Origin of the sequence: [Mycobacterium] fortunisiensis, assembly GCF_019050325.1 — a bacterium.
GTDB lineage: Bacteria > Actinomycetota > Actinomycetes > Mycobacteriales > Mycobacteriaceae > Mycobacterium > Mycobacterium fortunisiensis.
The window spans coordinates 820,985-843,198 of the sequence record NZ_VOMB01000016.1; the positions used below are offsets into that span (position 1 = coordinate 820,985).

The following is a 22,214-nucleotide window of genomic DNA, read 5'->3' on the forward strand; positions in this document are numbered from 1 at the left end:
GTCAGGCCGTCTTGCGCAGGACGAGCAGTGAGCGGGCCGGTAAGGAGATCTTCTCGCCGGCGAACACGATGAGATCGGAATCACCGGTCGGACAGGCGGTGTCGAGGTCTCCGGTCCATTCGGTCGCGTAATCGCCGTTGGGGGTGACGAAATCCTGTTCATGGTCGTTGGCGTTGAAGCACAACAGGAAGGTGTCGTCGACGACGCGCTCACCGCGGGCGTTGGGCTCCGGGATGGCGTCACCGTTGAGGAAAACCGCCACGCACGTGCCCAGCCCCGTGCCCCAGTCCTCCGGGGTCATCTCGGTGCCGGCCGGGGTGAGCCAGGCGATGTCGCGGACCTGATCGCCGCTGCGAATCGGCTTGCCCTCGAAGAACCGGCGACGACGGAAAGCCGGGTGGCGCTGGCGGAATGCCACCACCCTGCGGGTGAATTCCAGGTGCTCGGCGTTGGTGTCCGCCAGCGACCAGTCCATCCAGGACAATTCGGAGTCTTGGCAGTACACGTTGTTGTTGCCCAGTTGGCTACGCCCGAACTCGTCGCCGTGCGCGATCATCGGGGTGCCCTGGGACAACATCAGTGTGCCCATGATGTTGCGCATCTGCTTGGCGCGCAGGGCCAGGATGTCCGGATCGTCGGTCGGTCCTTCCACACCGCAATTCCACGACCGGTTGTGACTCTCGCCGTCGCGGTTGTCCTCGCCGTTGGCCTGGTTGTGCTTCTCGTTGTAGGACACCAGGTCATTGAGGGTGAAGCCGTCGTGACAAGTGACGAAGTTGATGCTGGCGCTGGGGCGACGGCCGGTGGCCTCGTAGAGGTCTGACGACCCGGTCAGCCGGGACGCGAATTCACCGAGGGTGGCGGGTTCGCCGCGCCAGTAGTCACGCACCGTGTCGCGATACTTCCCGTTCCACTCGGTCCACAAACCCGGGAAGTTGCCCACCTGGTAGCCGCCCTCGCCGACATCCCACGGTTCGGCGATCAGTTTCACCTGGCTGATCACCGGGTCCTGCTGCACCAGATCGAAGAATGCCGAAAGTCGGTCCACGTCGTAGAACTCGCGGGCCAGGGTGGAGGCCAGGTCGAACCGGAAGCCGTCGACGTGCATGTCCAGCACCCAGTAGCGCAGCGAGTCCATGATGAGCTGCAGGGTGTGCGGGTGCCGGGCGTTGAGGCTGTTGCCGGTACCGGTGAAGTCCTTGTAGTACTCGGGCTCGCCGTCGACCAGCCGGTAGTAGGCGGCGTTGTCGATGCCGCGGAAATTGATGGTCGGACCCAGGTGGTTGCCTTCGGCGGTGTGGTTGTAGACCACGTCGAGGATCACTTCGATCCCCGCATCGTGGAAGGCCTTCACCATGGTCTTGAATTCCGCCACCGCGCCGCCGGCATGCCGGGTGGCCGCGTACTGGAAGTGCGGGGCGAAGAAGCCGACGGTGTTGTAACCCCAGTAGTTGCGCAGTCCCAGGTCCAGCAGCCGGTGGTCGTGCATGAACTGGTGTACCGGCATCAGCTCGATGGCGGTGACGTTCAACGACTGCAGATACTCGATGATCACCGGGTGGCTCAGCCCGGCGTAGGTGCCGCGGAGCTCGTCGGGGATCCCCGGGTGTGTCTGGGTCATGCCCTTGACGTGCGCCTCGTAGATCACGGTGTCGTGGTAGGGGGTTTTGGGGGAGCGGTCCGAGCCCCACTGGAAGAACGGGTTGATCACCACGCTGGTCATGGTGTGGCCGAGCGAATCGATGTGGGGTGGGGTGCCGGAACCTGGTGGATCGGCCGTCAAGTCGTAGGAGAACAGGGCCTGGCCGAAATCGAAATCACCGTGGAAGGACTTGCCGTAGGGATCGAGCAGTAGCTTGCTGGGATCGCACCGGTGGCCGGCCCCGGGATCCCAGGGTCCGTGTACCCGGTAGCCGTAGCGCTGCCCGGGCGTCACGGTCGGCAGATAGGCGTGCCAGACGTAACCGTCGACCTCCTCGAGGTTGATCCGGTGTTCGGTGCCGTCCTTGCCGATCAGACACAATTCGACGCGTTCGGCGACCTCGGAGAACAACGAGAAGTTGGTGCCCGCACCGTCATACGTGGCGCCGAGCGGGTAGGCCTCACCGGGCCACACCGTCGACATCGGGATCGGACCCGAGGATGACGGCAGGGGCGACGACGGCGGCATCGCCTCACCACCAACCGGTGGCCGCCGCCATTTGACGGCCCAACTCAGCCGTCATCGTGCGCATGTAGGTGGTCGAAAGGTGGTGGGAATCGTGATACAGCAACACATTTCCTTCCACCACGCGGCAATAGTCCTTGCGGCACACCGCATCGCTCATGTCGAGTGGCTTGAGCAGTGGGAACCTTCCGATGAAATCGAGCGTGGGATTGTGGTCGGACAGTACCTTGGACCGCTCGATGCCGCAGGAGATGGCATCGCCGCCGTTGGCCAGGCAGTCGTACGGGAAGTACGGCTTGCCGTTGCGGGTGAGCCATGGTGTGTCGCGCATGGCCAGCACCGGAATGTTGGCCTTGGAGAATGCTTCCCAGATACCGATGTAGGTCCCCGGCATCACATCGCCGGGTTTGATGTTCCACGGGCGGGTCGACGTGGTGAACACGAAATCGGGGCGATCGGCGATGAGGTGGGTCATCACCTTTTCGTTCCACTCATGGCACTTCGGATACGGCCGGTTGTCGCCCATCACCCGCGGCACTTCTTCGGTGGTCAGCGGGCAACCCATCTTGAGGTAGGTGACCACTTTGAAGTTGTGCAGCCGGCCGAGCAGGTCCAGGGCGGTGATCCAGTGCTCGGCGTGTGACCCGCCGGCCACCGCGATGGTGCGTGCCGCAGTCTTGTCGCCGTAGGTGCAGTTGATCACGTCGAGATTGCCGAAGTCGCTGATGCAGCCGTCGGTGGTGGAGGCCGGCAGATCGTCTTTGGCCTCGAGCACGGTGGGACGCATCGGCAGCTTGGGCACCCGGGCGTGGTTGATCAGGGCGCGCGCCCCCGGGTAATCGCGGGCCGACAATCCGGAGAGCTCTTTGCCGTTGGCTCGCTGCACGGTGACGTGCTCACGCCAGGTGAACGACGTGGCGGTCAGTGCGACGCCGAGCAGGCCGACGATCGAGCCCAGCACGATGGTGGGGCGGCGCAGCCGCTCGCGCAGCGGAGCCTGCGGTGCGGTGACACTGGCGGGCTTGATCTTCTGCTGGCGCAGCGGGTCCTCGATGTAGCGCGTGGTGAACCAGGCCAGCACGCCCGAGATCAAGAGCACGGTCGCGCCCTCGAGGAAGTTCACCTGGGCGTGGCCGGAGTAGGACAGCCAGAAGATCAGCAGTGGCCAGTGCCACAGGTACAGCGAGTAGGCCATCGAGCCCAGCGACACAAATGGTTTGGTGGCCAGCATCCGGTTGGGGGCGGGTAGCCGCTCGGTGTCGGGGTCGCGGTTGGCGGCGGTCAGGATGAAGATGATGGTGGCGCCGACCGGAACCAGGGTCCAGGGCCCGGGGAATTCTTTGACACCGTCGAGCAGCCAGCCGCAGGACAGGATCGCGGCCAGCGACACGGTGGCCAGGATGGTGCGCAGCCACATCGGCCAGCGCACCACGGGCACCAGCGCGCCGGCCAACGCGCCGACCAACAGTTCCCATCCCCGGGCGAAGCTGTTGTAGTACGCGGTGGCCTGGTCGACGTTGTGCGCGATGATCGCGTACACGAACGACGCGATCGTCAGGAGGCTGAGTAACGTGATGAACGCGGCCCGCAGGTGCCGGCCGAACATCCGGCGGCCCAGCAAGGCGAACCCGAACACCAGCGCCAAGAAGGCCACATAGAACTGGCCTTGGACCGACATCGACCAGATGTGCTGCAGCGGGCTGACGGCCTCACCGGCGCGAAGGTAGTCCGCCGCGGTATTGGCCAATTCCCAGTTCTGGTAGTACCCCAGGCTGGCGAGGCTTTGATCAGCAAACGCTTCCCAGCGTGTCTCGGGCTGCACCAGGATGGTCAGCACCGCAGCTCCGGCAAGCACGACGACCAGGGCGGGCAACAACCGCCGCAACAGTCGGACCACCTCGGGAATCGGGTGCAGCGGTGCGTCGGGGTTGAGCGCGAGACGCAGCATCTTGCCACCGAAGAAGAAGCCGGACAGCGCCAGGAAAACGTCGACACCACCGGAAACCCGGCCGAACCAGACGTGGAATATTGCCACGAGTGCGATCGCGATGCCGCGCAACCCGTCGAGATCGTGCCGGTAGAAACCGGAGGCCCGGGACCCCATGACGGCAGGTGAAACGGAACCGGATTCGGTGCCGGGCTCCGTCCGGGGTGCGTCAAGGGTATTCATGGTCGAGGCCAATTTACCTAACATCGCCGTGCCACTCACATTTCGGATGCGTGCGTCGCCGCCGGTGAGCAAACGGCTAGGCTGCCCGACTGTGGCTGAGCTGACACCGGCGCAGATCAGTGCCATCGACGCGGCCCACATCTGGCATCCGTACAGCGCCATGGGCGCCGACGCGCTTGCGCCGGTGGTGGCGGTCGGGGCCAAGGGCGCATGGCTGACTGTGATCGACCCGTCCGACGGGGCCGAGATCGAGGTTCTCGACGCGATGGCGTCGTGGTGGACGGCCGTGCACGGCCACGGACATCCGGTGCTCGACCGGACGATCAACGACCAACTCGCCACCATGAACCACGTCATGTTCGGCGGTCTCACCCACGAACCGGCCGCACGGCTGGCGCAGCTGCTGGTGGATCTCACACCCGCGGGCCTGGAAACCGTGTTCTTCAGCGATTCCGGGTCGGTGTCGGTGGAGGTGGCGGTGAAGATGGCGCTGCAGTATTGGCGCAGCGTGGGCCGTGGGTCGAAACATCGCCTGATGACTTGGCGGGGCGGCTATCACGGCGACACGTTCACGCCGATGAGCGTGTGCGATCCCGACGGTGGCATGCATGAGCTGTGGTCTGGAGAAAACTCGGTCTTGGTGCCCCAAATTTTCGCACCGCCGGTGCCTGCCGACTATCGACCGGCCTACAGCGAGGCCTTCGAGCAGCAGCTGGCCGAGCACGCCGACGAGCTCGCCGCGGTGATCGTCGAACCCGTGGTGCAGGGCGCCGGCGGCATGCGTTTCCACGACCCGCGCTATCTGTCGGATCTGCGCGCGATCTGCGATCGGCACGAGGTGTTGCTGATCTTCGACGAGATCGCCACCGGGTTCGGCCGCACCGGCACGTTGTTCGCCGCCGAGCAGGCCGGTGTCAGTCCGGACATCATGTGCGTGGGCAAGGCGTTGACGGGCGGCTACATCACCCTGGCCGCCACGCTGTGTACCCGCGCGATCGCCCGGACGATCAGCGCGGGGGAGCCGGGGGCCCTGATGCACGGGCCGACGTTCATGGCCAATGCGCTGGCTTGCGCGGTCGGGGTCGCCGCGGTGGAACTCCTGGTCGGCTCCGACTGGCGGGCCCGGGTGGCCGAGATCGAGGCAGGCCTGCGCCGTGGCCTGGAGCCGGCGCGCACACTGCCCGGCGTCGCCGACGTCCGGGTACTCGGTGCGATCGGCGTGATCGAGATGCGCGAGCCGGTCGACATGAAGGTGGCGACGGCGGCGGCGTTGCGGCACGGGGTCTGGCTGCGGCCGTTCGGGAAGCTGATCTACGCCATGCCGCCCTTCATCTGCACCCCGGCCGAGGTGGATCAGATCACCGCCGGGATGGTCGGCGTGGCCCGTGCACTAACCTGAACGGTGTTTAATGATCGGCACCGCCGACGTGTTCAACGGTCGGCACCGCCGACGTGTTCAAGGCACAGAGGAGCACCACGTGACGCGCACGGATCTATCCCCGCTGGCCTGGCTCGCCGACGTCGAGCAGCAGCGCCGGAACGCCGGGCTGCGTCGTGAGCTGCGCACCCGCCCCGCGGTGGCCACCGAGTTGGACCTGGCCTCCAACGACTACCTGGGGCTGTCACAGCACCCCGAGGTGCTCGACGGCGGTATCGAGGCGTTGCGCACCTGGGGCGCCGGCGCGGGCGGTTCTCGCCTGGTGACCGGAAACACCGAACTGCACGAAGGGTTCGAACAGGCGCTGGCGGCGTTCGTCGGCGCCGAGTCGGCGCTGGTCTTCTCCTCGGGTTACACCGCCAACCTCGGCGCCGTGGTCGCCCTTTCCGGGCCCGGTTCGCTGCTGGTCTCCGATGCCCTGACCCATGCCTCGCTGGTCGACGCCTGCCGGCTGTCGCGGGCCCGGGTGGCCGTCACGCCGCATCGTGACGTGGCCGCGGTGGAGGCCGCGCTGTCGGCGCGCACCGAACAGCGGGCAGTGGTGCTCACCGAGTCGGTGTTCAGCGCCGACGGGGTGCTCGCGCCGCTGCGTGAGCTGCACACCGTGTGCCGTCGGCACGGTGCGCTGTTGCTCGTCGACGAGGCGCACGGCCTCGGGGTGCGGGGCGTGGGCGGTCAGGGCCTGCTGTACGAGGCCGGGCTGGCCGGCGCGCCGGACGTCGTGATGACGACGACGCTGTCGAAGGCGCTGGGCAGCCAGGGTGGCGTGGTGCTCGGCCCGGCGGCGGTGCGTGCCCATCTGATCGACGCGGCCCGGCCGTTCATCTTCGACACCGGACTGGCGCCGGCGGCGGTCGGCGCGGCGTGGGCCGCGCTGCGGGTGCTGATCGCCGAACCGCAACGCGCGCAGGCGGTCTTGGGTCACGCCGCCGAGTTGGCCCGGATCTCGGGGGAGACCGCGACGCCGGACTCCGCGGTGGTCTCGGTGATCCTGGGCGAGCCCGAGGTTGCGGTGGCAGCTGCCGCGGCCTGCCTGGACCACGGTGTACGGGTGGGCTGCTTCCGGCCGCCGACGGTGCCCGCCGGCACGTCGCGACTGCGGTTGACCGCGCGAGCCTCACTGACCGGCGACGAGATGGACCTGGCCCGCCAGGTGCTGACCGAGGTGCTGTCCAAGGCCCGGTCGTGAGCATCCTGGTCGTCACCGGTACCGACACCGGTGTCGGCAAGACGGTGACGACCGCGGCGCTGGCGTGCGCGGCCCGGCTGGCCGGCCTGGCGGTGGCGGTGTGCAAGCCGGTGCAGACCGGAACCGTCGACGGCGACAACGACCTCGCCGAGGTGAGCCGGCTGTCCGGGGTGAACAACCTGCACGGTGGATGGCGTTACCCGGAGCCGCTGGCCCCGGTCGCCGCTGCCGATCGGGCCGGACTGCCGTTGCCGACCCGCGCCGAGCTGGTGGCCGCGGTGCGCGACGCCGAGGTTGCCGACGGGCTGACCCTCGTCGAGGGCGCCGGTGGCCTGCTTGTCGAGCTCGGGGCCGACGGTGCCACCCTGCGTGATCTCGCCGCCGATCTGGGTGCCGCCGTCCTGGTGGTGGTGTCGGCCGGGCTCGGAACCCTCAACCACACCGCGCTGACCTTGGAATCGCTTGCCGGGCAGGGAATTTCCTGCGCCGGGCTGGTGATCGGGGCCTGGCCGCAGAATCCCGACGTCGCCGCGGCGGGTAACCGCGACGCCCTGGCCAGGCTGGCACCGGTACGTGCCGTGCTGCCCGCCGGGATCGGCGCGACGAGCGCCGCGCGGTTCGAGGAGCTGTGTACCGACGCCTTCGACCAGGATTGGCTGACTAACCTGAGCTGATGGTGCACTCCGTCGAGCTCATCTTCGACCCGGAAACCGAAACGGTGGTCCGTGGGATCTGGGATGCACTGCGTGACAAGGACATTCCCAGCCAGGCGCCGGCCAGCCGGCCACATGCCACGCTGACCGTCGCCCAGCGCATCGACGCGGACGCCGACGCTGCGCTACGGGAGCTCACAGACCGGTTCCCTATTGAGTGCCGCCTGGGGGCGACGCTGATCTTCGGCCGTTCGGCCGGAGTGTTGGCGCGGCTGCTGGTGCCGACCGGCGAACTCCTCGACCTGCAGGCCGAGGCCTACCGCCGGTGCCTGCCGTTCCTCGTTCCGGCGCCGATGCCACACGCCGAACCCGGCCAGTGGACCCCGCACGTGACGCTGGCCCGACGGATCGCCCCCGCCAGACTGACCACCGCGGTACGGATCGCCGGCCGGCCGGCCGAGATAGCCGGACACGCCGTCGGACTGCGTCATTGGGACGGTGACAAACGCGTCGAGCACCTGATCGGCTGACGCGAAGCGGGATCAATCCCGGCTGCGCTGCGGCATGTCGCGGGCCGCGCCGAGGGTGCTGGCGCCACGCACGGCCAACCCGTCGACCAGCAGCTGCAGGCCGAAGGCGAACTGACGTGACGTGTCCCGGTTCAGCACCGACTGATCGTCGGTCAGCGCGCCGGCGGCGTCCCACTGCAGTCGCGACTGCTCGTCGGCGGTGAAACCGAGCACGTAGTACAGCACGGTGCGGGCGGCCAACTCGTCGTCCGGCGGGATCACGCCGGCGCGCTGGGCGGCCCCGGCGAGCTGCGCGACGATCTCGGTGGCGAGCTCGGACTGGCCGGCCGCGAAGCTGGACGAGACCAGTTCGGCGCCATCGGTGTGTGACAGCAGCGCGTCACGCAGCGCCACGCAGATCTGGTGGATCTGCCCTGGCCAGGCCGGCGCGGTGGGCTCGGTGCGCACGGGTTGCAGGATGCGGTCGGCGACGGCGCCGAGCAGTTCCTGCTTGTTGGCGAAGTGCCAGTACAACGCGCCCGGGCTGACGTTGAGCTCGCGGGCCAGGCGCCGCATCGTCAGGTCCGCGATGCCGTAGTTGTCGAGGATGGCGGTCGCCGCATCCACCACGTCGGGTTTGTGGAGTTGCATACCGTTACCCTAGCCTGAACGGTGTTCAATTGTCGGCTCGCCGACGTGTTCAATTGTCGGCCCGACCGGCCATATGATCCACAGGAGGACATTTCGTGACGCAGGCAGCCGTAGACGTACTGGGCGTAGCTCGCGAGCAGGTTCTGGAGCGTGGCGTCGGCCTCGACCAGGACCAGACGCTTCAGGTGCTGCAGCTGCCTGACGACAAGCTCGAGGAACTGCTGGCGCTGGCCCACGAGGTCCGGATGAAGTGGTGTGGTCCCGAGGTCGAGGTCGAGGGCATCATCAGCCTCAAGACCGGCGGCTGCCCGGAGGACTGCCACTTCTGCTCGCAGTCGGGTCTGTTCGCCTCGCCGGTGCGCAGTGCGTGGCTCGATGTCCCGAGCCTGGTCGAGGCCGCCAAGCAGACCGCCAAGACCGGTGCTACCGAGTTCTGCATCGTGGCCGCGGTGCGTGGCCCCGACGAGCGGCTGTTGGCCCAGGTGGCCGCCGGTATCGAGGCGATCCGCAACGAGGTCGACATCCAGATCGCGTGTTCGCTGGGCATGTTGACCCAGGAGCAGGTGGACCGCCTCAAGGACATGGGTGTGCACCGCTACAACCACAACCTGGAAACCGCGCAGTCGTTCTTCCCCAACGTCGTCACCACCCACTCGTGGGAAGAACGCTGGGGCACGCTGGAGATGGTGCGCGAGGCCGGCATGGAGGTCTGCTGCGGCGGCATCCTGGGCATGGGCGAGACGTTGGAGCAGCGTGCGGAGTTCGCCGCCAACCTGGCCGAGCTGAACCCGCACGAGGTGCCGCTGAACTTCCTCAACCCGCGCCCGGGTACACCGTTCGGCGATCTCGAGGTGCTGCCGGCCGCTGAGGCGCTCAAGGCGGTGGCCGCGTTCCGCCTGGCCCTGCCGCGCACCATGCTGCGGTTCGCCGGTGGTCGCGAGATCACCCTGGGTGACCTCGGCGCCAAGCAGGGCATCCTCGGCGGCATCAACGCCGTCATCGTCGGCAACTACCTGACCACGCTGGGCCGGCCGGCCGAGTCGGACCTGGAATTGCTCGACGATCTGCAGATGCCGATCAAGGCGCTGAACGCCAGCCTGTAGAACTGGGGTGTGGTGATCTCCGAGATGGCAGAAACGCCGGCGCTGCCCGCGCCTGTCGGCGCCGGCCGGTACAACGTCTACACCGGGGTCCAGGCTGACGCCGCGGACGGCGGCGTCGTTCCCACGGCGGCTCAGCTCGGTCTGGAGCCGCCCCGGTTCTGCGCCGAGTGCGGTCGTCGGATGATCGTTCAGGTGCGGCCCACCGGGTGGTGGGCCAAGTGTTCGCGGCATGGTCAGGTGGATTCGATCGACCTGGATGTGCGGCGATGAGCTCCTCGGCATCCACAAATGACGTTGGTGCACCGCGTATTTCCCGCGGCCGCGCGGCATTCATCGTCGTTGCCGGGCTGACCGTGGCCGGCGCTCTGCTCGGGGTGTTGTGGGCGTGGCTGGCGCCGCCGGTGCACGGCGTGGTGGCGTTGACCCGCAGTGGTGATCGGGTGCACGCCTATCTCGGCGGTGAGGCCGACCATTTCTTCACCTCGGCGTTCATGCTCGTGGGCCTGCTCGTCGTGCTGGCGGTCGTGGCCGCGGTGGCGGTGTGGCAGTGGTCGGCGCATCGCGGCCCGGTGCTGGCCGCGGCTCTGACAGCGGGTTGCGCGCTGGCCACAGCGGCGGCAGCGGGTGTCGGTGCGGTTCTGGCGCACTGGCGGTTCGGCTCGTTGGACATCGCGGGCGCCCCGGTCACCCCTGAGCATCGGGTGTATTACGTGGTGGAGGCCGCGTCGGTGTTCTTCGGTCACTCGTCGCTGCAGATCGCGGGGACGCTGTTGTTCCCGGCGGCGATGGCGGCGATGGTTTATGCCTTGATCGCGGTCTCGACGGTTCGTGACGATCTGGGTGGCTGGCCGCCTCAGGAGACGTGGTTGCCGACGCCGCCGCTCAGAGCGGACGTCGCCGGACCGTCCGGCCCAGAGCGACTTTCGCAGTAATTCCGGCCAGTCGCGCCATGCCCATGTAGGTGATGGGGTTGAGCAGCGCCGGCCATTTGGACCGCACGAGGTTGGCGGTCAGCGGGCGATCGGCGAAGCGGTCGGTCAGCCAGCGCAGCGCCATCGGCGCCGAGAACGGGTGCAGCAGCAGGTGCTCGCTGAACAGGTCGCGGTGATAGGTCACGTCGGCTCCGCCGGCCAGGTAGGTGTCGGCGAGGGCGTCGATGTCGTCCACCGAGATGATCTCGTCGTGCACGGCCTGCACGATGAGTACTGGCGGAACCGGTGCGGCGACACCGAGTTTGGTGTCGTGGAACACTTCGCTGACCTCGGGGCCGTCGAGGATCTGGTCCAGGGGCATGTCGACGAGGTCGCCCATGTCGGTGCGGAACATCCGCACGATCGCTTCCACCGTCGTCATCCGGTGCAGCCGGTCCAGGAGTTTGCGTCCCTCGACGGTGGCGTGCTCGGCGATGACCCGGTTGAGGTTGGGGTAGATGTCGGCCAGGGCGGCCACCACGAGTGCGGGCAGCCCCGAGAAGACGGTGCCGTTGAGCCGGCGGAAGGTGTTTCCGAGGTCGCCGACGGGTGAACCCAGGACCGCGCCGACGATGTTGAGTTCGGGCGCGTAGCTGTTGGCCATCTCGGCGGCCCAGGCGCTGGCCAGACCACCACCGGAGTATCCCCACAGCCCGATGCGGGTGGAGGTGGACAACGACAGTCGATCGGTGGACAGCGCGGCCCGCAGGCCGTCGAGCACCCGGTAGCCGGGTTCGTACGGCGCGCCCCACATGCCGTTGGTGCCTTCGTGGTCGGGGACCGACACCGCCCAGCCCTCGGCCAGGGCGGCCGAGATCAGCAGAAGTTCGAGCTGGGCCAGGGACCCGGTGGCTTTCGCGTGGTGACGCAGCGCGTAGGAGGGGAAGCAGCGACCGGAGATGGCGTCGATGGCGCACTGGTAGGAGACCACCGGACAGTCCGCCGCGGCGTCGGGCGGCACGATCACCGTGGTGACGGCGGCTTCGGGGATGCCGTTGCGGTCGGTGGAGCGGAACAGCAGTTGGGTGGCCTGCAGCCGCTGCGGGATCAACCCCAGAAACGCCAGTTCGACGTCGCGGCTGCGCAGCACGGTGCCGGGCTCGGCGTGCTGGAAACCCGCAGGTGGGACGTAGAACGCGTCGTCGCGGGGGAGTTCGGGACGGGCCGTACGGTCGAGCTCCTCGTGAGGTGTTCGACCGATCCATTCGGCTCTGGTGGCGGTGGCCGCACTGCCCAAGTCCATCCGGGCATTCTTACTTAAGGAGGCTCTAAGAATCCAGTTCGACTCACCCGGGCGGGCGCAATGCGGCGAATTCATCGGTGACGCGGTACCGGGACTCGGTGAAGCCGAACAGTGCGGCGGGACGCCCGCCGCTGCGCCCGGATCGGGCGGTGGTGCCGGTGCGGGTGATCACCTTGCGCCGTTCCAGTACCCGCTGCAGGTTGGTGGCGTCGACTTGGTGGCCCAACGCCGCGCTGTAGATGTCGCGCAGGGTTGAGATGGCGAATTCCTTTGGCGCCAAAGCGAACCCAATGTTGGTGTAGGACATCTTGGCCACCAGCCGGTTGCGGGCGTGTTCGACCATGGGGGCGTGGTCGAAGGCCATCGCGGGCAGGTCGTTGACCGGATGCCAGCGGGTGTCCGGCGGTAGGGCGGGTGTGGCGGGGGAGGGCACCAAGCCGAGGAAGGTCGATGCGATGGTGCGCACGCCCGGGACCCGTCGCGGGTCGGAGAACACGGCGAGCTGTTCGAGGTGGGCAAGCTCACGCAGGTCGACCTTGTCGGCGAGCTGGCGTCGCACCGAACTCGTCAGATCCTCGTCGTCCTCCAACTGGCCGCCCGGCAGCGACCATTTGCCCTGTTCGGGATCCAGGGCGCGTTGCCATAACAGCACGTTGAGGGTGGGTTCCCGGGTGTCGAGACCGCGAACCTGGAACACGGCGGCGAGCACTTCGTGCGCGGTGTTACCATGTGGCATGTTTTCGATTATAAGTCGAAAACCTGACCTAGTGGAGGAGGTCGGCGTGACCGCTCTCGATGACACCCTCGCGGGGGGCTTGGCAGATCAGATCGTCGATGGCCCCGGCGGTTACTCCGGCGTGGACGGTGACGCGAAGTGGGCGGCCGAGATCCGCCGTCTGCTCGATCTGCGCGGTGCGACGCTGCTGGCGCACAACTACCAGCTGCCGGCCATCCAGGACATCGCCGACCACGTGGGCGACTCCCTGGCGCTGTCCCGTATCGCCGCCGAGGTCCCCGAGGACACCATCGTGTTCGGCGGTGTGCACTTCATGGCCGAGACGGCCAAGATTCTCAGCCCGGACAAGACGGTGCTGATCCCGGATCAGCGCGCGGGCTGCTCACTGGCCGACTCGATCACCGCCGACGAGCTGCAGGCCTGGAAAGACGAGCACCCCGGCGCAGTCGTCGTCTCCTACGTCAACACCACCGCAGCGGTGAAGGCACTGACCGACATCTGCTGCACCTCGTCGAACGCCGTCGAGGTGGTGGCCTCCATCCCCGCCGACCGTGAGGTGCTGTTCTGCCCGGACCAGTTCCTGGGGGCCCACGTGCGCCGCGTCACCGGGCGCAAGAACCTGCACGTCTGGGCCGGGGAATGCCACGTGCACGCCGGCATCAACGGCGACGAGTTGGCCGACCAGGCCCGGTCGCACCCCGACGCCGAACTGTTCGTGCACCCCGAATGTGGTTGTGCCACCTCGGCGTTGTACCTGGCCGGTGAGGGTGCGGTGCCCGAGGAGCGGGTGAAGATCCTGTCCACCGGCGGCATGCTCGACGCCGCCCGCGAGACGCAGGCGCGGCAGGTGCTGGTCGCCACCGAGGTCGGCATGCTGCACCAGCTGCGCAGGGCCGCACCCGAAGTCGACTTCCTGGCCGTCAACGACCGGGCCTCGTGCACCTTCATGAAGATGATCACCCCGGCCGCGCTGCTGCGCTGCCTGATCGAGGGCGCCGACGAGGTGCACGTCGATCCCGAAACCGCCCGGTTGGGCCGTGCCAGCGTGCAGCGGATGATTGCGATTGGTCAGCCCGGCGGCGGCGAATGACCCCGACGGGCAGCGCCCGGGAGTCAGGTCGCTTCGCCTGCGGCGGTTCGACGCTGTGGCAACAGCGCGCTGACGTCGTCGTGGTCGGCACCGGGGTGGCCGGGCTGGTCGCGGCGCTGGCCGCGCATCGTCGTGGCCTTCGGGTGGTGGTGCTGAGCAAGGCGCGCGAGACGGCGACGTTCCACGCCCAGGGCGGAATTGCCGTGGTGCTGCCGGATTCCGAGGATTCCGTCGAGGCGCACGTCGCCGACACGATCGCCGCCGGCGGTGGGTTGTGCGATCCGGCGGTGGTCCGCTCGATCGTGGCCGACGGCTACGATGCGGTGGCCGATCTGGTGGCCGACGGCGCCCAGTTCGACGAGGCCACCCCCGGCCGTTGGGCGCTGACCCGCGAGGGCGGTCACACCCGGCGCCGCATCATTCACGCCGGGGGCGATGCCACCGGTGCCGAGGTTCAGCGTGCCCTCGATGGTGCGGCCGCCGGCCTGGACATCCGGCGCAACCACGTGGCGTTGGAGATCCTGCGCGACGACACCGCGGTCACCGGCGTCCTCGTCCTCAACGAGGACGGGGCCGGCATCGTGCATGCGCCGTCGGTGATCCTGGCCACCGGCGGTCTCGGCCACGTCTACGCGGCCACCACCAACCCTGGTGGCTCGACCGGCGACGGCATCGCGCTGGCGCTGTGGGCGGGTGTGCCGGTTCGCGACATCGAGTTCGTCCAGTTCCATCCCACGATGCTGTATGCCGCGGGCAGCGGTGGGCGTCGCCCGCTGATCACCGAGGCGCTCCGCGGTGAAGGCGCCGTTCTTGTTGATGCACACGGTGATCCGGTCACCGACGGAGTCCATCCGATGGGTGACCTGGCCCCACGCGATGTGGTGGCCGCAGCCATCGATGCCCGGTTGAGTGCAACCGGTGACCCGTGCGTCTATCTCGACGCCCGTGGCATCGCTCAATTCAGCACCCGGTTTCCCACGGTGGCGGCCGCCTGCGCCGAGGCCGGTGTGGACCCGACTCGTCAGCCCATCCCGGTGGTTCCGGGAGCGCACTACAGCTGCGGCGGTGTGGCCACCGATGTGCATGGTCGTACGGAGCTGTCGGGCCTCTTCGCCGCGGGCGAGGTGGCCCGCACCGGGATGCACGGCGCCAATCGGTTGGCGTCCAACAGCCTGCTGGAGGGACTGGTGGTCGGTGGCCGGGCCGGCCGGGCCGCGGCCGAGCACGCGAGCGCGGCGGGTTCGGTGCGGGCGCACGCGTCGGCCGATCGTCGGCACGACTCCCTTGATCGAGACACCTTGCAGCGAGCCATGTCCGAACACGCCTCGGTGGTCCGCGACGCCGACGGTCTGCGCCGGCTCGACGACGTCCTGGCCGACGCTTCCGCGATCGAGCCGACCAGCCGCCGCCGGTTCGAAGACGCCGCTCTCACCGCGACGGCCCGTGCGATCGCCGTCGCCGCCCTGGCCCGCACCGAAAGCCGTGGCTGTCACCATCGTGGCGACCATCCCGAAACCGATCCCGCCCAGGAGTTTTCCGTGACGATTCGCGCCGTAGCCGGCCGTCCCGCCCTCGACACCGCAACGGCGGTGTGCTGATGGCACTTTCGGATACCGAGCTGGCCGAGGCCCGGGCCACGATCGCCCGTGGACTTGAAGAGGACCTGCGCTACGGCCCGGACGTGACGACCATCGCCACCGTCGGCGCCGATGCGATGACCACGGCAGCGGTGGTGAACCGCGAACCAGGTGTGGTCGCGGGCGTGGATGTCGCGCTGCTGGTTCTCGATGAGGTCCTCGGCGCCGACGGTTACCGGGTGATCGATCGGGTCGAGGACGGCTCCCGGCTTGACGCCAGGTCGACGATCCTGACTGTCGAGGCACCGACCCGGGGTCTGCTCACCGCCGAGCGCACCATGCTGAACCTGATGTGTCACCTGTCGGGGATCGCCACGGCAACCGCCGCCTGGGTCGACGCGGTGGCGGGCACCCATGCCAAGATCCGCGACACCCGCAAGACCCTGCCCGGATTACGCGCCCTGCAGAAGTACGCGGTGCGCGTCGGCGGCGGCGTCAACCACCGGATGGGACTGGGCGATGCGGCGCTGATCAAGGACAACCACGTGGCTGCGGCCGGTTCGGTGCTGGCGGCGCTCAAGGCGGTGCGGGCCGAGGCGCCGGACTTGCCGTGCGAGGTCGAGGTGGATTCTCTCGAGCAGCTCGACGAAGTGCTTTCGGCTGATGTGGAACTGGTGCTGCTCGACAATTTCCCGGTCTGGCAGACCCAGATCGCGGTTCAGCGCCGGGACGCCCGCTCACCCAAGACCCTGCTGGAATCCTCGGGGGGCCTGTCGCTGGACAGCGCCGCCGAATACGCCGGCACCGGGGTGGACTACCTCGCGATCGGGGCACTCACCCATTCGGTGCGGGTGCTCGACATCGGCCTGGACACTTAGGCAGTCGCGCCGCGTAATTCGCGTGGACTGAGTCATCGTCGCCATTAATCTGGCTGGATTCGACGGCGGATTCGATGTTGTTTGGTGCATCAAAGAAGGTTGGTAGAACAGATTCGTCGCGGTCGACGTTAACGATGGCGCGGATGTCATCGAGGTTTACATGCCCGCGAAGCGCCCGAGAACAAGCACCACGCGGTGCTCAGCACGGCGTCCAGCTTCTTCCAACTAGGCCTACTGATCTCGTTACCGGACTACGTGGCTCGCAAGTGGCCCGCCATGCCATCCGCGGCGAGTCACCGTGCCAGCGGGTTCAATGCCAGCGAGATCTGCCCCTTGTCGGCGTCGACGCTGACGACGATCACGTTGACCGATTGGCCTACTTTCACGATCTCGGAGGGATGGCCGACTTTGCGTTTGGCCAGTCGGCTTTTGTGGATCAGACCGTCGGCGTTGCCCAGGGCGACGAATGCGCCATATTCTTCGAGCCTTTTCACGGTTCCAGTCAGTGTTTGTCCGACAGTGTATTCCGCGACCTTTTCCCCGCGGGGCGTGGAGTTGCGGGGTCGGCGGTTGCGGCTTTTGCCTGCTGGCGCCGGCCCTGTCTTTTTGTTGGGGGTCTTCTTGCCGGTGCCGGTGCTCGGCGATGTGGTGGCGAGGGCGGTGTCGGCGACCAGGTGCCGGTACTTGTGTGGGAGTGTCCCGATGACGTCGAGGGCGTGCCCGCAGCAGTCGGTCATCAGCCGGTCGTATTCGTCGTCGGCGAGTACCTGGTCGCGTACGAGGGTGCCTTCCTCCTGCCGGTATTCCCGGTCGCGGCTGCCCGCGAACGATAGCCAGTTGAAGCTGGTCTTGATGTAGTAGCTGTCGCTGATGATGACTTTGGCGTGTGTGTCGTCGAGCCGGACGATGGCCAGGCGCTGTGACCGGTTGGCGGCTTGATGTAGCGAGTTCAACGCGTCTTTGTGGGATTTTGAGTTGTCGCCGTACCCCCAGAAGATGGTGACGTCGGTGGTGCGGGCGAGTTGTTCGATCCGTTTGATGAAGGTGTGGTCGACGATCCAACGGTTGATCCATGGGCTGATGATCATGAGGCGTTTTTTGGAGTTGGTGATCGCGTCGAGCAGCCATTTGGGGTGCTCGTGCACGGGCAGCCAGCGGATCGCGGCGCGGTCGAGAACGTCAGCGTTGCTGGTGTTTCCGTCGCCGTCGAGGGCGGTTTGTAGGGCGATCACTTCGTCTCTGCCGAGCCGGCCGATGGTGGGGTCGGCGATGACTTCGGGCACTGATCCGGCAGGTTCTGAGGTGATGCCGAGGCGTCCCACTGCATCTATGTCGTCGAGAACGGTCAGGTGCGGGGCGCTCCATTGACCGTCGACTTCGACACCGATGCGCACGGTGTCGGAGTCAATGTCCTTATATATGAGGACGATCGCGTCGTAGTAGAAGTTTGGGCGTTCGGTGACTGCGCTGACGCCCAGGATGCGGTACTCGGCGCGGCGGCGCCCCTGGAGTGCCTCTGTCAGGTGCGCGGCGGTGATGTCGGCGCGTTGCACCGGCAAGGTATGGGCGGGTGGCAGCAGAATCAGTCTGGGGTCTTTGCGTGCCGCTGAGGCGCGGCGTAGGGACCGGTTCGGCCAGTTCGTGGCCTGACCGGTGAGCCGGTCATAGGGCACCGTGATTGTCTCTTGCCTGGGCCGGCGCAGCTGTGCATCGCGGGCAGCGTCCAGTCCCGCTGGTAGCAGCTCCAGTCGGCGCCCGCCGCCGGCGATGGCTTGGTAGTCGACGTATTCGGCGGATTGCAGTTCGGCGATCGTTCGGCCGATGTCGCCTGTGTCGAGCCCGAGGAACAGGGTCAAGTCCTCCATCGTGGTGATGCCGTTGAGGATCGCGGTCAGCGCATATTTGTGGGTTGCCGGTAGGTCTTCGACGGCCTCGACGAGCACAGCGACGGTGAGCAGCGAGGCGGGCACTGCGGCGGGCTCGGCAGCCAACAGCATGTGCCCGGGCAGCATGTGGGCGTACTTGCGGGCGGCGTCGGCCAGGACATCGGAGCTCACAGCTGTTCGATCCTTCCGGCGTCACGAGAGGTGATGTGGTGCACGACTTTCTTCAGCGGCCCGTCCAGGCTTGCCGCGAAGTCGCTGTCGCCGACGATCCACAATATTTCGCGGGCACGGGAGAGCGCGACGTTGGTGCGTCCCTCGACCCGATGGTCGAGGAATCCCAGGTCGCCATGCAGGTTGGATCGAGTGACCGAGAAGATCACCACGTCGGCTTCGCGGCCCTGCACGGCGTCGATCGTCTTGACCTGCACGTCGATATCGGCCAAGGTCAGGGGTCGAAGTGCGCGTTCAATTTCGCTGCACTGATTGGTGTATCCGCTCAGGATCAGCACTTCAAGCGGGCCGCCCTTGCGGCGCCGGTAGCGGCCGGCCGCGACATCGGTGTTGAGCCGTCCGACCAGTTTGGCGATGTGTTCTGCTTCGAATTTGTTTGACACTGAACGTTTTCTGCCGCGCTGGGCCTCTTCGTTGCGGTCTTCGTGGCCGCTGGTGCTGTACCAGACCAGCCGGTCGTCTTCGGGCACGGTGGCTGGCTCCAGCGACGCGAACGGTTCGCTGACCAGCTCCCCGTCGTAGAAGCAGTGCGAGATCAGATCCCCGATCGGTGTGGCCATGCGGTGCTGGGTGACCAGTCGGGTGCAGCATGGCTCCGGGGTTTCGGCCAACAGCACATCGAACAGTGACATCGACACGAATTTCTTGTCCAGATCGAACGTTTCGACCAGATCCGGGTGTTTGAGTACATCCTCGCGCATGGGGGGAAGCTGTTTGGGATCGCCGACCAGCACCCACCGTTTAGCGCGGGTCATGGGCACCAACAGTTCAGGGGCGGTTGCCCGCGAGGCCTCGTCGACGATGCACAGGTCGAACTGCATGTCCTGAATGTGCGGGTTTGATAAGAATCCCAGGCACGTTCCCGCGACCACCGATTGGGTGGGCAAGAAGATCGGCTCGGCGGCGGCGGGACTTCGGAGGCTGCCCAGCCAATCGCCTTGCGCGGAAATCAATTCCCGGAGCGCAGGGTCGGTGCTGGAACTGAGCAAATCAGTGACGAGCGTGGTGAGCCGGGTTTCGTCAGGCGTCGCGGGCAGCTCGATTCCAAGTTCGACCGCACCTGCAGACACGGTGGCCAGCACCACATCAGCTTGCTGGGCGGCCAGCTCGTAGTCGGCGACCAGCCCGGCATGCTCGACCGACAGATCGTCCTCGTCACCATCCTGATCTGCCGCGCTGTCCTCAACGTTCTGGGTGCAAACGGCTTTTCGGCGCATACACGCCAATGCTTCCTCTGCGTTCAACGCCAGCCGCAGCCGCGCGGCGGGCACACCCCGCCGGCCGGCCAAGGTGGTCATCCCGTCGCGGGCCCGCGCCCCGATCGCTGTCACCCAGTCGTTGAGTTTGTTGGTCAGCAGTAGGTGTGCGGCGTCGGGGTCGACACGGTCTTCTCGGCTCGACAACCGGACCACCGACTGCACACCCGAATCGTGCAGGCGCGTCACAGCGTTGTCGATCGCGACATGCATTTGACTGACCAGCAGCACCTTGTCGTGGGGGCGGGCCCGCAGATACTGGTTGATCAGCTCGCAGATGAATGACGTCTTGCCGGTCCCGGGCGGCCCTTCCACCAGGAAAACATCACCAGCGCCGAGGGCGTTGGATACCGCAATCTGCTTGTCGTGGTCCAGATCTGGCGTGACCGGTTCAAATGCCACGGGCACCGGGGGCAGGGCCAGTGCCGGCTCCAGCACAAGTTCGCGCAGCTGTGGGCGCGCGGCGCTGCCTTCACGAAGGTCGGCGAGTGCCTCCTTCTGGCGGCGCAACACCACCCGTGATGCGCTGCGATCAACCACCAGCACTCCGGTGGCCGGCAAGTCGACGCCGGCGGTCGTGCGCACCGTCAAGTCCTTATCGTTGACGTCGACGATGGTGACCAGGATCGGCTTGCGATTCTTGTTGACGCCCTTGACGTCGGCTGCGCCCGTCGGCCGCACGAGGCGTTCCTGGTCGAGAACACCATCGGGGATGGTGCTGGTCGCACGCAGCGTGAATTCCGTGCCGGTACTTGATATCCGGCTAAAGGCGATCGATCCTTCCAGCCGCTCTTCGAGCTGCTCTTTGGCGTCGATGAGGATCGACCAGTCGCGGATACGGGTCTGTTTGAACCACTCGCTGGTGCGGTCCTCGGCGTCCTGCACCGCCTTCTTGATGAGAGTGTTGAGCGCATGCGCGGCGAGCGCCGCACGCTGCGGATTGGTCGCCGGCGCCACACTCCAGCTGAAGTCCTGCCGATCCAGAGGCACCGCGTTCTTGTCGCTGCGCCAACGATCAAGGTCCTCGAAGTCCATCACCTCGGCACGCACGCATAGCAGTTTGGCGTCGGTGACGAACTTCATCATCAGCTGCACCTGGTCGCCGACGAGCCGGAACCTCTCGGTGCTCAGAACGACGCGCCCATCGGCCAGGGTTTCCAGGCGCGGCAACACATGAGTGACCGGCCCCAACCGTTGCGCCAGCACCTTCTCCGCTGACAGCCCGCCGCCCGCGCCTTGCAGCGCCGCCTGGGCATCCGCTGTCAGCTCGAAAGAAAGTTCATACCTGGTGTGCCACTTTTGTTTCCGCTTATCTTGAATTGCTTGCAGTTCGAGGTGAAACACTTGCCCATCGGCGGGCCGTTCGCGTGCCTCCGGGTGCAGTGCCCGCTCAAGCAGTTCCTTCACGTCCTTGGGAACATCCGCAGCGCCCAGGGCGCGGGCGATATCGGGGTAGTCCCGCAGCCGCTGGGTGGTGACGCATTGCAGCACCGTGGCGGCCAGCCCGTACACATCGAAGCGGGTGGAGCCCCGTGAGGCGTTATCGGGCGGTGCCCACGGCACGGTGGCCCCGCCGAGCACGGTGGCATCCCCGGTGGCGGCCACCCGCGACTTGATCTTGCTGAGTGCGAAGTCGGCCAGCAGCGGCTTGTCGTCGCTGGTCCACAGCACGTTCGATGGCCGGATGTCGCGGTGCAGCACCGACAGCGAATGTGCATGTGCCAGCGCGGAAGCCAGTGGCAGCGCAATCATGTCGGCCACATCGTCCCAGCCGGGCGCCTCGGCGGTGTGGCGGGCATGCCAGTCGTTGAGGGTCTGCGGAATCCACGGCAGCGTCAGGTAATACACCCCGAGTTTCTCATCAACGCCGCAGTCGGATAGGGAGGCAATGTTGGGATGGCTGAGCTTGTGCAGCGCAGCGGTTTCGCGTTCAAAGTAGAGCCGGTACACGTCGCCGGTCCCGTAGGGCAAGGCCTTGAGCGCGATATGCGGACCGCCGTGCAGGTCGGCGACCTGAAAAACCTCGCCTTGTCCGCCGACCCGCCGGGTGTTGGCGATCTCGGCGTACCGATCCGCGACAACACGCACCACAGCCGCCCCCTTCGTTGGAGAAATTCGCAACAGAGCATACGTGCCGGTAGGGACACTGCCAGCAAGCTTCATCCGAGGACACGCTCGGGTATTCCGAGGCACTGAGCTCACCTGTCGCAGACCCGTCCGTCTTGACGGTTCGCGATGTCGTGACGCCGAAATGCCCAGCAGCGCGTTGCCGGCAGGCTGGTCGAAGAGGTAGTCAGATGGCATGAGTGGCGGACCGATCAGACTTGTTCAAAGTGGGAGGGCGGAGCGGGAATCTGAAGCTCCGAAAAGCGAGTAGCGACGGTCTCTACATACCTCCTCAGGCCTGGTATCGCATCAAGGCTCACACCAGAACAATCCGACGCGCGGGAGCCGAACCACGCGTTG

17 protein-coding genes are annotated in these 22,214 nt (G+C 66.9%); 10 read left to right on the forward strand and 7 right to left on the reverse strand.

The window, feature by feature from the left end; all coding sequences use genetic code 11:
* Position 1: 1 nt before the first annotated feature.
* Positions 2-2,170: a glycogen debranching protein GlgX gene (gene glgX / locus FR943_RS14175; protein ID WP_217158070.1), complete on the reverse strand. Its 2,169-nt coding sequence runs from the start codon at positions 2,168-2,170 to the stop codon at positions 2-4.
* Positions 2,171-2,174: 4 nt separating this feature from the next.
* The gene (sucT, locus tag FR943_RS14180; RefSeq protein ID WP_217158072.1) at positions 2,175-4,337 is read right to left on the reverse strand and encodes an acetyltransferase SucT; all 2,163 of its coding nucleotides are present in this window, start codon (positions 4,335-4,337) and stop codon (positions 2,175-2,177) included.
* Positions 4,338-4,428: 91 nt separating this feature from the next.
* Between sucT and FR943_RS14185 the strand changes: the two genes are divergently transcribed.
* The 4 genes from FR943_RS14185 (at position 4,429) to FR943_RS14200 (ending at position 8,147) form a co-directional block, all read left to right on the forward strand.
* Entirely contained in the window at positions 4,429-5,736 is a 1,308-nt protein-coding gene (locus tag FR943_RS14185; protein ID WP_217158073.1) for an adenosylmethionine--8-amino-7-oxononanoate transaminase, read from the forward strand.
* A gap of 79 nt (positions 5,737-5,815) precedes the next feature.
* The gene (locus tag FR943_RS14190) at positions 5,816-6,964 is read left to right on the forward strand and encodes an 8-amino-7-oxononanoate synthase (protein WP_217158075.1); all 1,149 of its coding nucleotides are present in this window, start codon (positions 5,816-5,818) and stop codon (positions 6,962-6,964) included.
* Positions 6,961-7,638, forward strand: a complete 678-nt coding sequence (gene bioD / locus FR943_RS14195) for a dethiobiotin synthase (protein WP_217158077.1) — start codon at positions 6,961-6,963, stop codon at positions 7,636-7,638. The genes FR943_RS14190 and bioD overlap by 4 nt, the downstream gene beginning before the upstream one ends.
* Positions 7,638-8,147: a 2'-5' RNA ligase family protein gene (locus FR943_RS14200; protein WP_217158079.1), complete on the forward strand. Its 510-nt coding sequence runs from the start codon at positions 7,638-7,640 to the stop codon at positions 8,145-8,147. Before bioD ends, FR943_RS14200 begins: the two co-directional genes overlap by 1 nt.
* A gap of 12 nt (positions 8,148-8,159) precedes the next feature.
* On the opposite strand, the gene FR943_RS14205 is transcribed toward FR943_RS14200, so the two are convergent.
* Positions 8,160-8,777, reverse strand: a complete 618-nt coding sequence (locus tag FR943_RS14205; protein ID WP_217158081.1) for a TetR/AcrR family transcriptional regulator — start codon at positions 8,775-8,777, stop codon at positions 8,160-8,162.
* Positions 8,778-8,872: 95 nt separating this feature from the next.
* Between FR943_RS14205 and bioB the strand changes: the two genes are divergently transcribed.
* From bioB to FR943_RS14220, 3 genes are read left to right on the forward strand one after another with little or no spacing between them, the layout of a single operon-like run.
* Positions 8,873-9,880: a biotin synthase BioB gene (gene bioB / locus FR943_RS14210; protein ID WP_076195473.1), complete on the forward strand. Its 1,008-nt coding sequence runs from the start codon at positions 8,873-8,875 to the stop codon at positions 9,878-9,880.
* Between the two features lie 24 nt (positions 9,881-9,904).
* Entirely contained in the window at positions 9,905-10,150 is a 246-nt protein-coding gene (gene bsaP / locus FR943_RS14215; RefSeq protein WP_217158083.1) for a biotin synthase auxiliary protein BsaP, read from the forward strand.
* Positions 10,147-10,812 carry a DUF2567 domain-containing protein gene (locus FR943_RS14220; RefSeq protein ID WP_217158085.1) on the forward strand — a complete coding sequence of 222 codons (666 nt, stop codon included), beginning with the start codon at positions 10,147-10,149 and terminating at the stop codon, positions 10,810-10,812. Before bsaP ends, FR943_RS14220 begins: the two co-directional genes overlap by 4 nt.
* On the opposite strand, the gene FR943_RS14225 is transcribed toward FR943_RS14220, so the two are convergent.
* Both FR943_RS14225 and FR943_RS14230 read right to left on the reverse strand, forming a co-directional pair.
* Positions 10,763-12,094: a lipase family protein gene (locus FR943_RS14225; protein ID WP_217158087.1), complete on the reverse strand. Its 1,332-nt coding sequence runs from the start codon at positions 12,092-12,094 to the stop codon at positions 10,763-10,765. The genes FR943_RS14220 and FR943_RS14225 overlap by 50 nt on opposite strands.
* Before the next feature lie 43 nt (positions 12,095-12,137).
* The gene (locus FR943_RS14230) at positions 12,138-12,803 is read right to left on the reverse strand and encodes an NUDIX hydrolase (protein ID WP_308170557.1); all 666 of its coding nucleotides are present in this window, start codon (positions 12,801-12,803) and stop codon (positions 12,138-12,140) included.
* 25 nt (positions 12,804-12,828) lie between these two features.
* On the opposite strand from FR943_RS14230, the gene nadA reads away from it, so the two are divergent.
* Genes nadA through nadC form a run of 3 tightly spaced genes read left to right on the forward strand, consistent with a single transcriptional unit; the run spans position 12,829 to position 16,375 of the window.
* The gene (gene nadA / locus FR943_RS14235; protein ID WP_246584986.1) at positions 12,829-13,920 is read left to right on the forward strand and encodes a quinolinate synthase NadA; all 1,092 of its coding nucleotides are present in this window, start codon (positions 12,829-12,831) and stop codon (positions 13,918-13,920) included.
* Positions 13,917-15,518 carry an L-aspartate oxidase gene (locus FR943_RS14240; protein WP_217158093.1) on the forward strand — a complete coding sequence of 534 codons (1,602 nt, stop codon included), beginning with the start codon at positions 13,917-13,919 and terminating at the stop codon, positions 15,516-15,518. Before nadA ends, FR943_RS14240 begins: the two co-directional genes overlap by 4 nt.
* A complete protein-coding gene (nadC, locus tag FR943_RS14245) occupies positions 15,518-16,375 on the forward strand; it encodes a carboxylating nicotinate-nucleotide diphosphorylase (protein WP_217158095.1) in 858 nt (285 codons plus the stop codon). Before FR943_RS14240 ends, nadC begins: the two co-directional genes overlap by 1 nt.
* A gap of 293 nt (positions 16,376-16,668) precedes the next feature.
* Here the strand turns inward: nadC and FR943_RS26770 are convergent, their stop codons facing one another.
* Both FR943_RS26770 and FR943_RS14255 read right to left on the reverse strand, forming a co-directional pair.
* Positions 16,669-18,345, reverse strand: a complete 1,677-nt coding sequence (locus FR943_RS26770; protein ID WP_217158097.1) for a S1 RNA-binding domain-containing protein — start codon at positions 18,343-18,345, stop codon at positions 16,669-16,671.
* Positions 18,346-18,428: 83 nt separating this feature from the next.
* Positions 18,429-21,911, reverse strand: a complete 3,483-nt coding sequence (locus FR943_RS14255) for a serine/threonine-protein kinase (protein WP_217158099.1) — start codon at positions 21,909-21,911, stop codon at positions 18,429-18,431.
* Between the last annotated feature and the right edge of the window lie 303 nt (positions 21,912-22,214).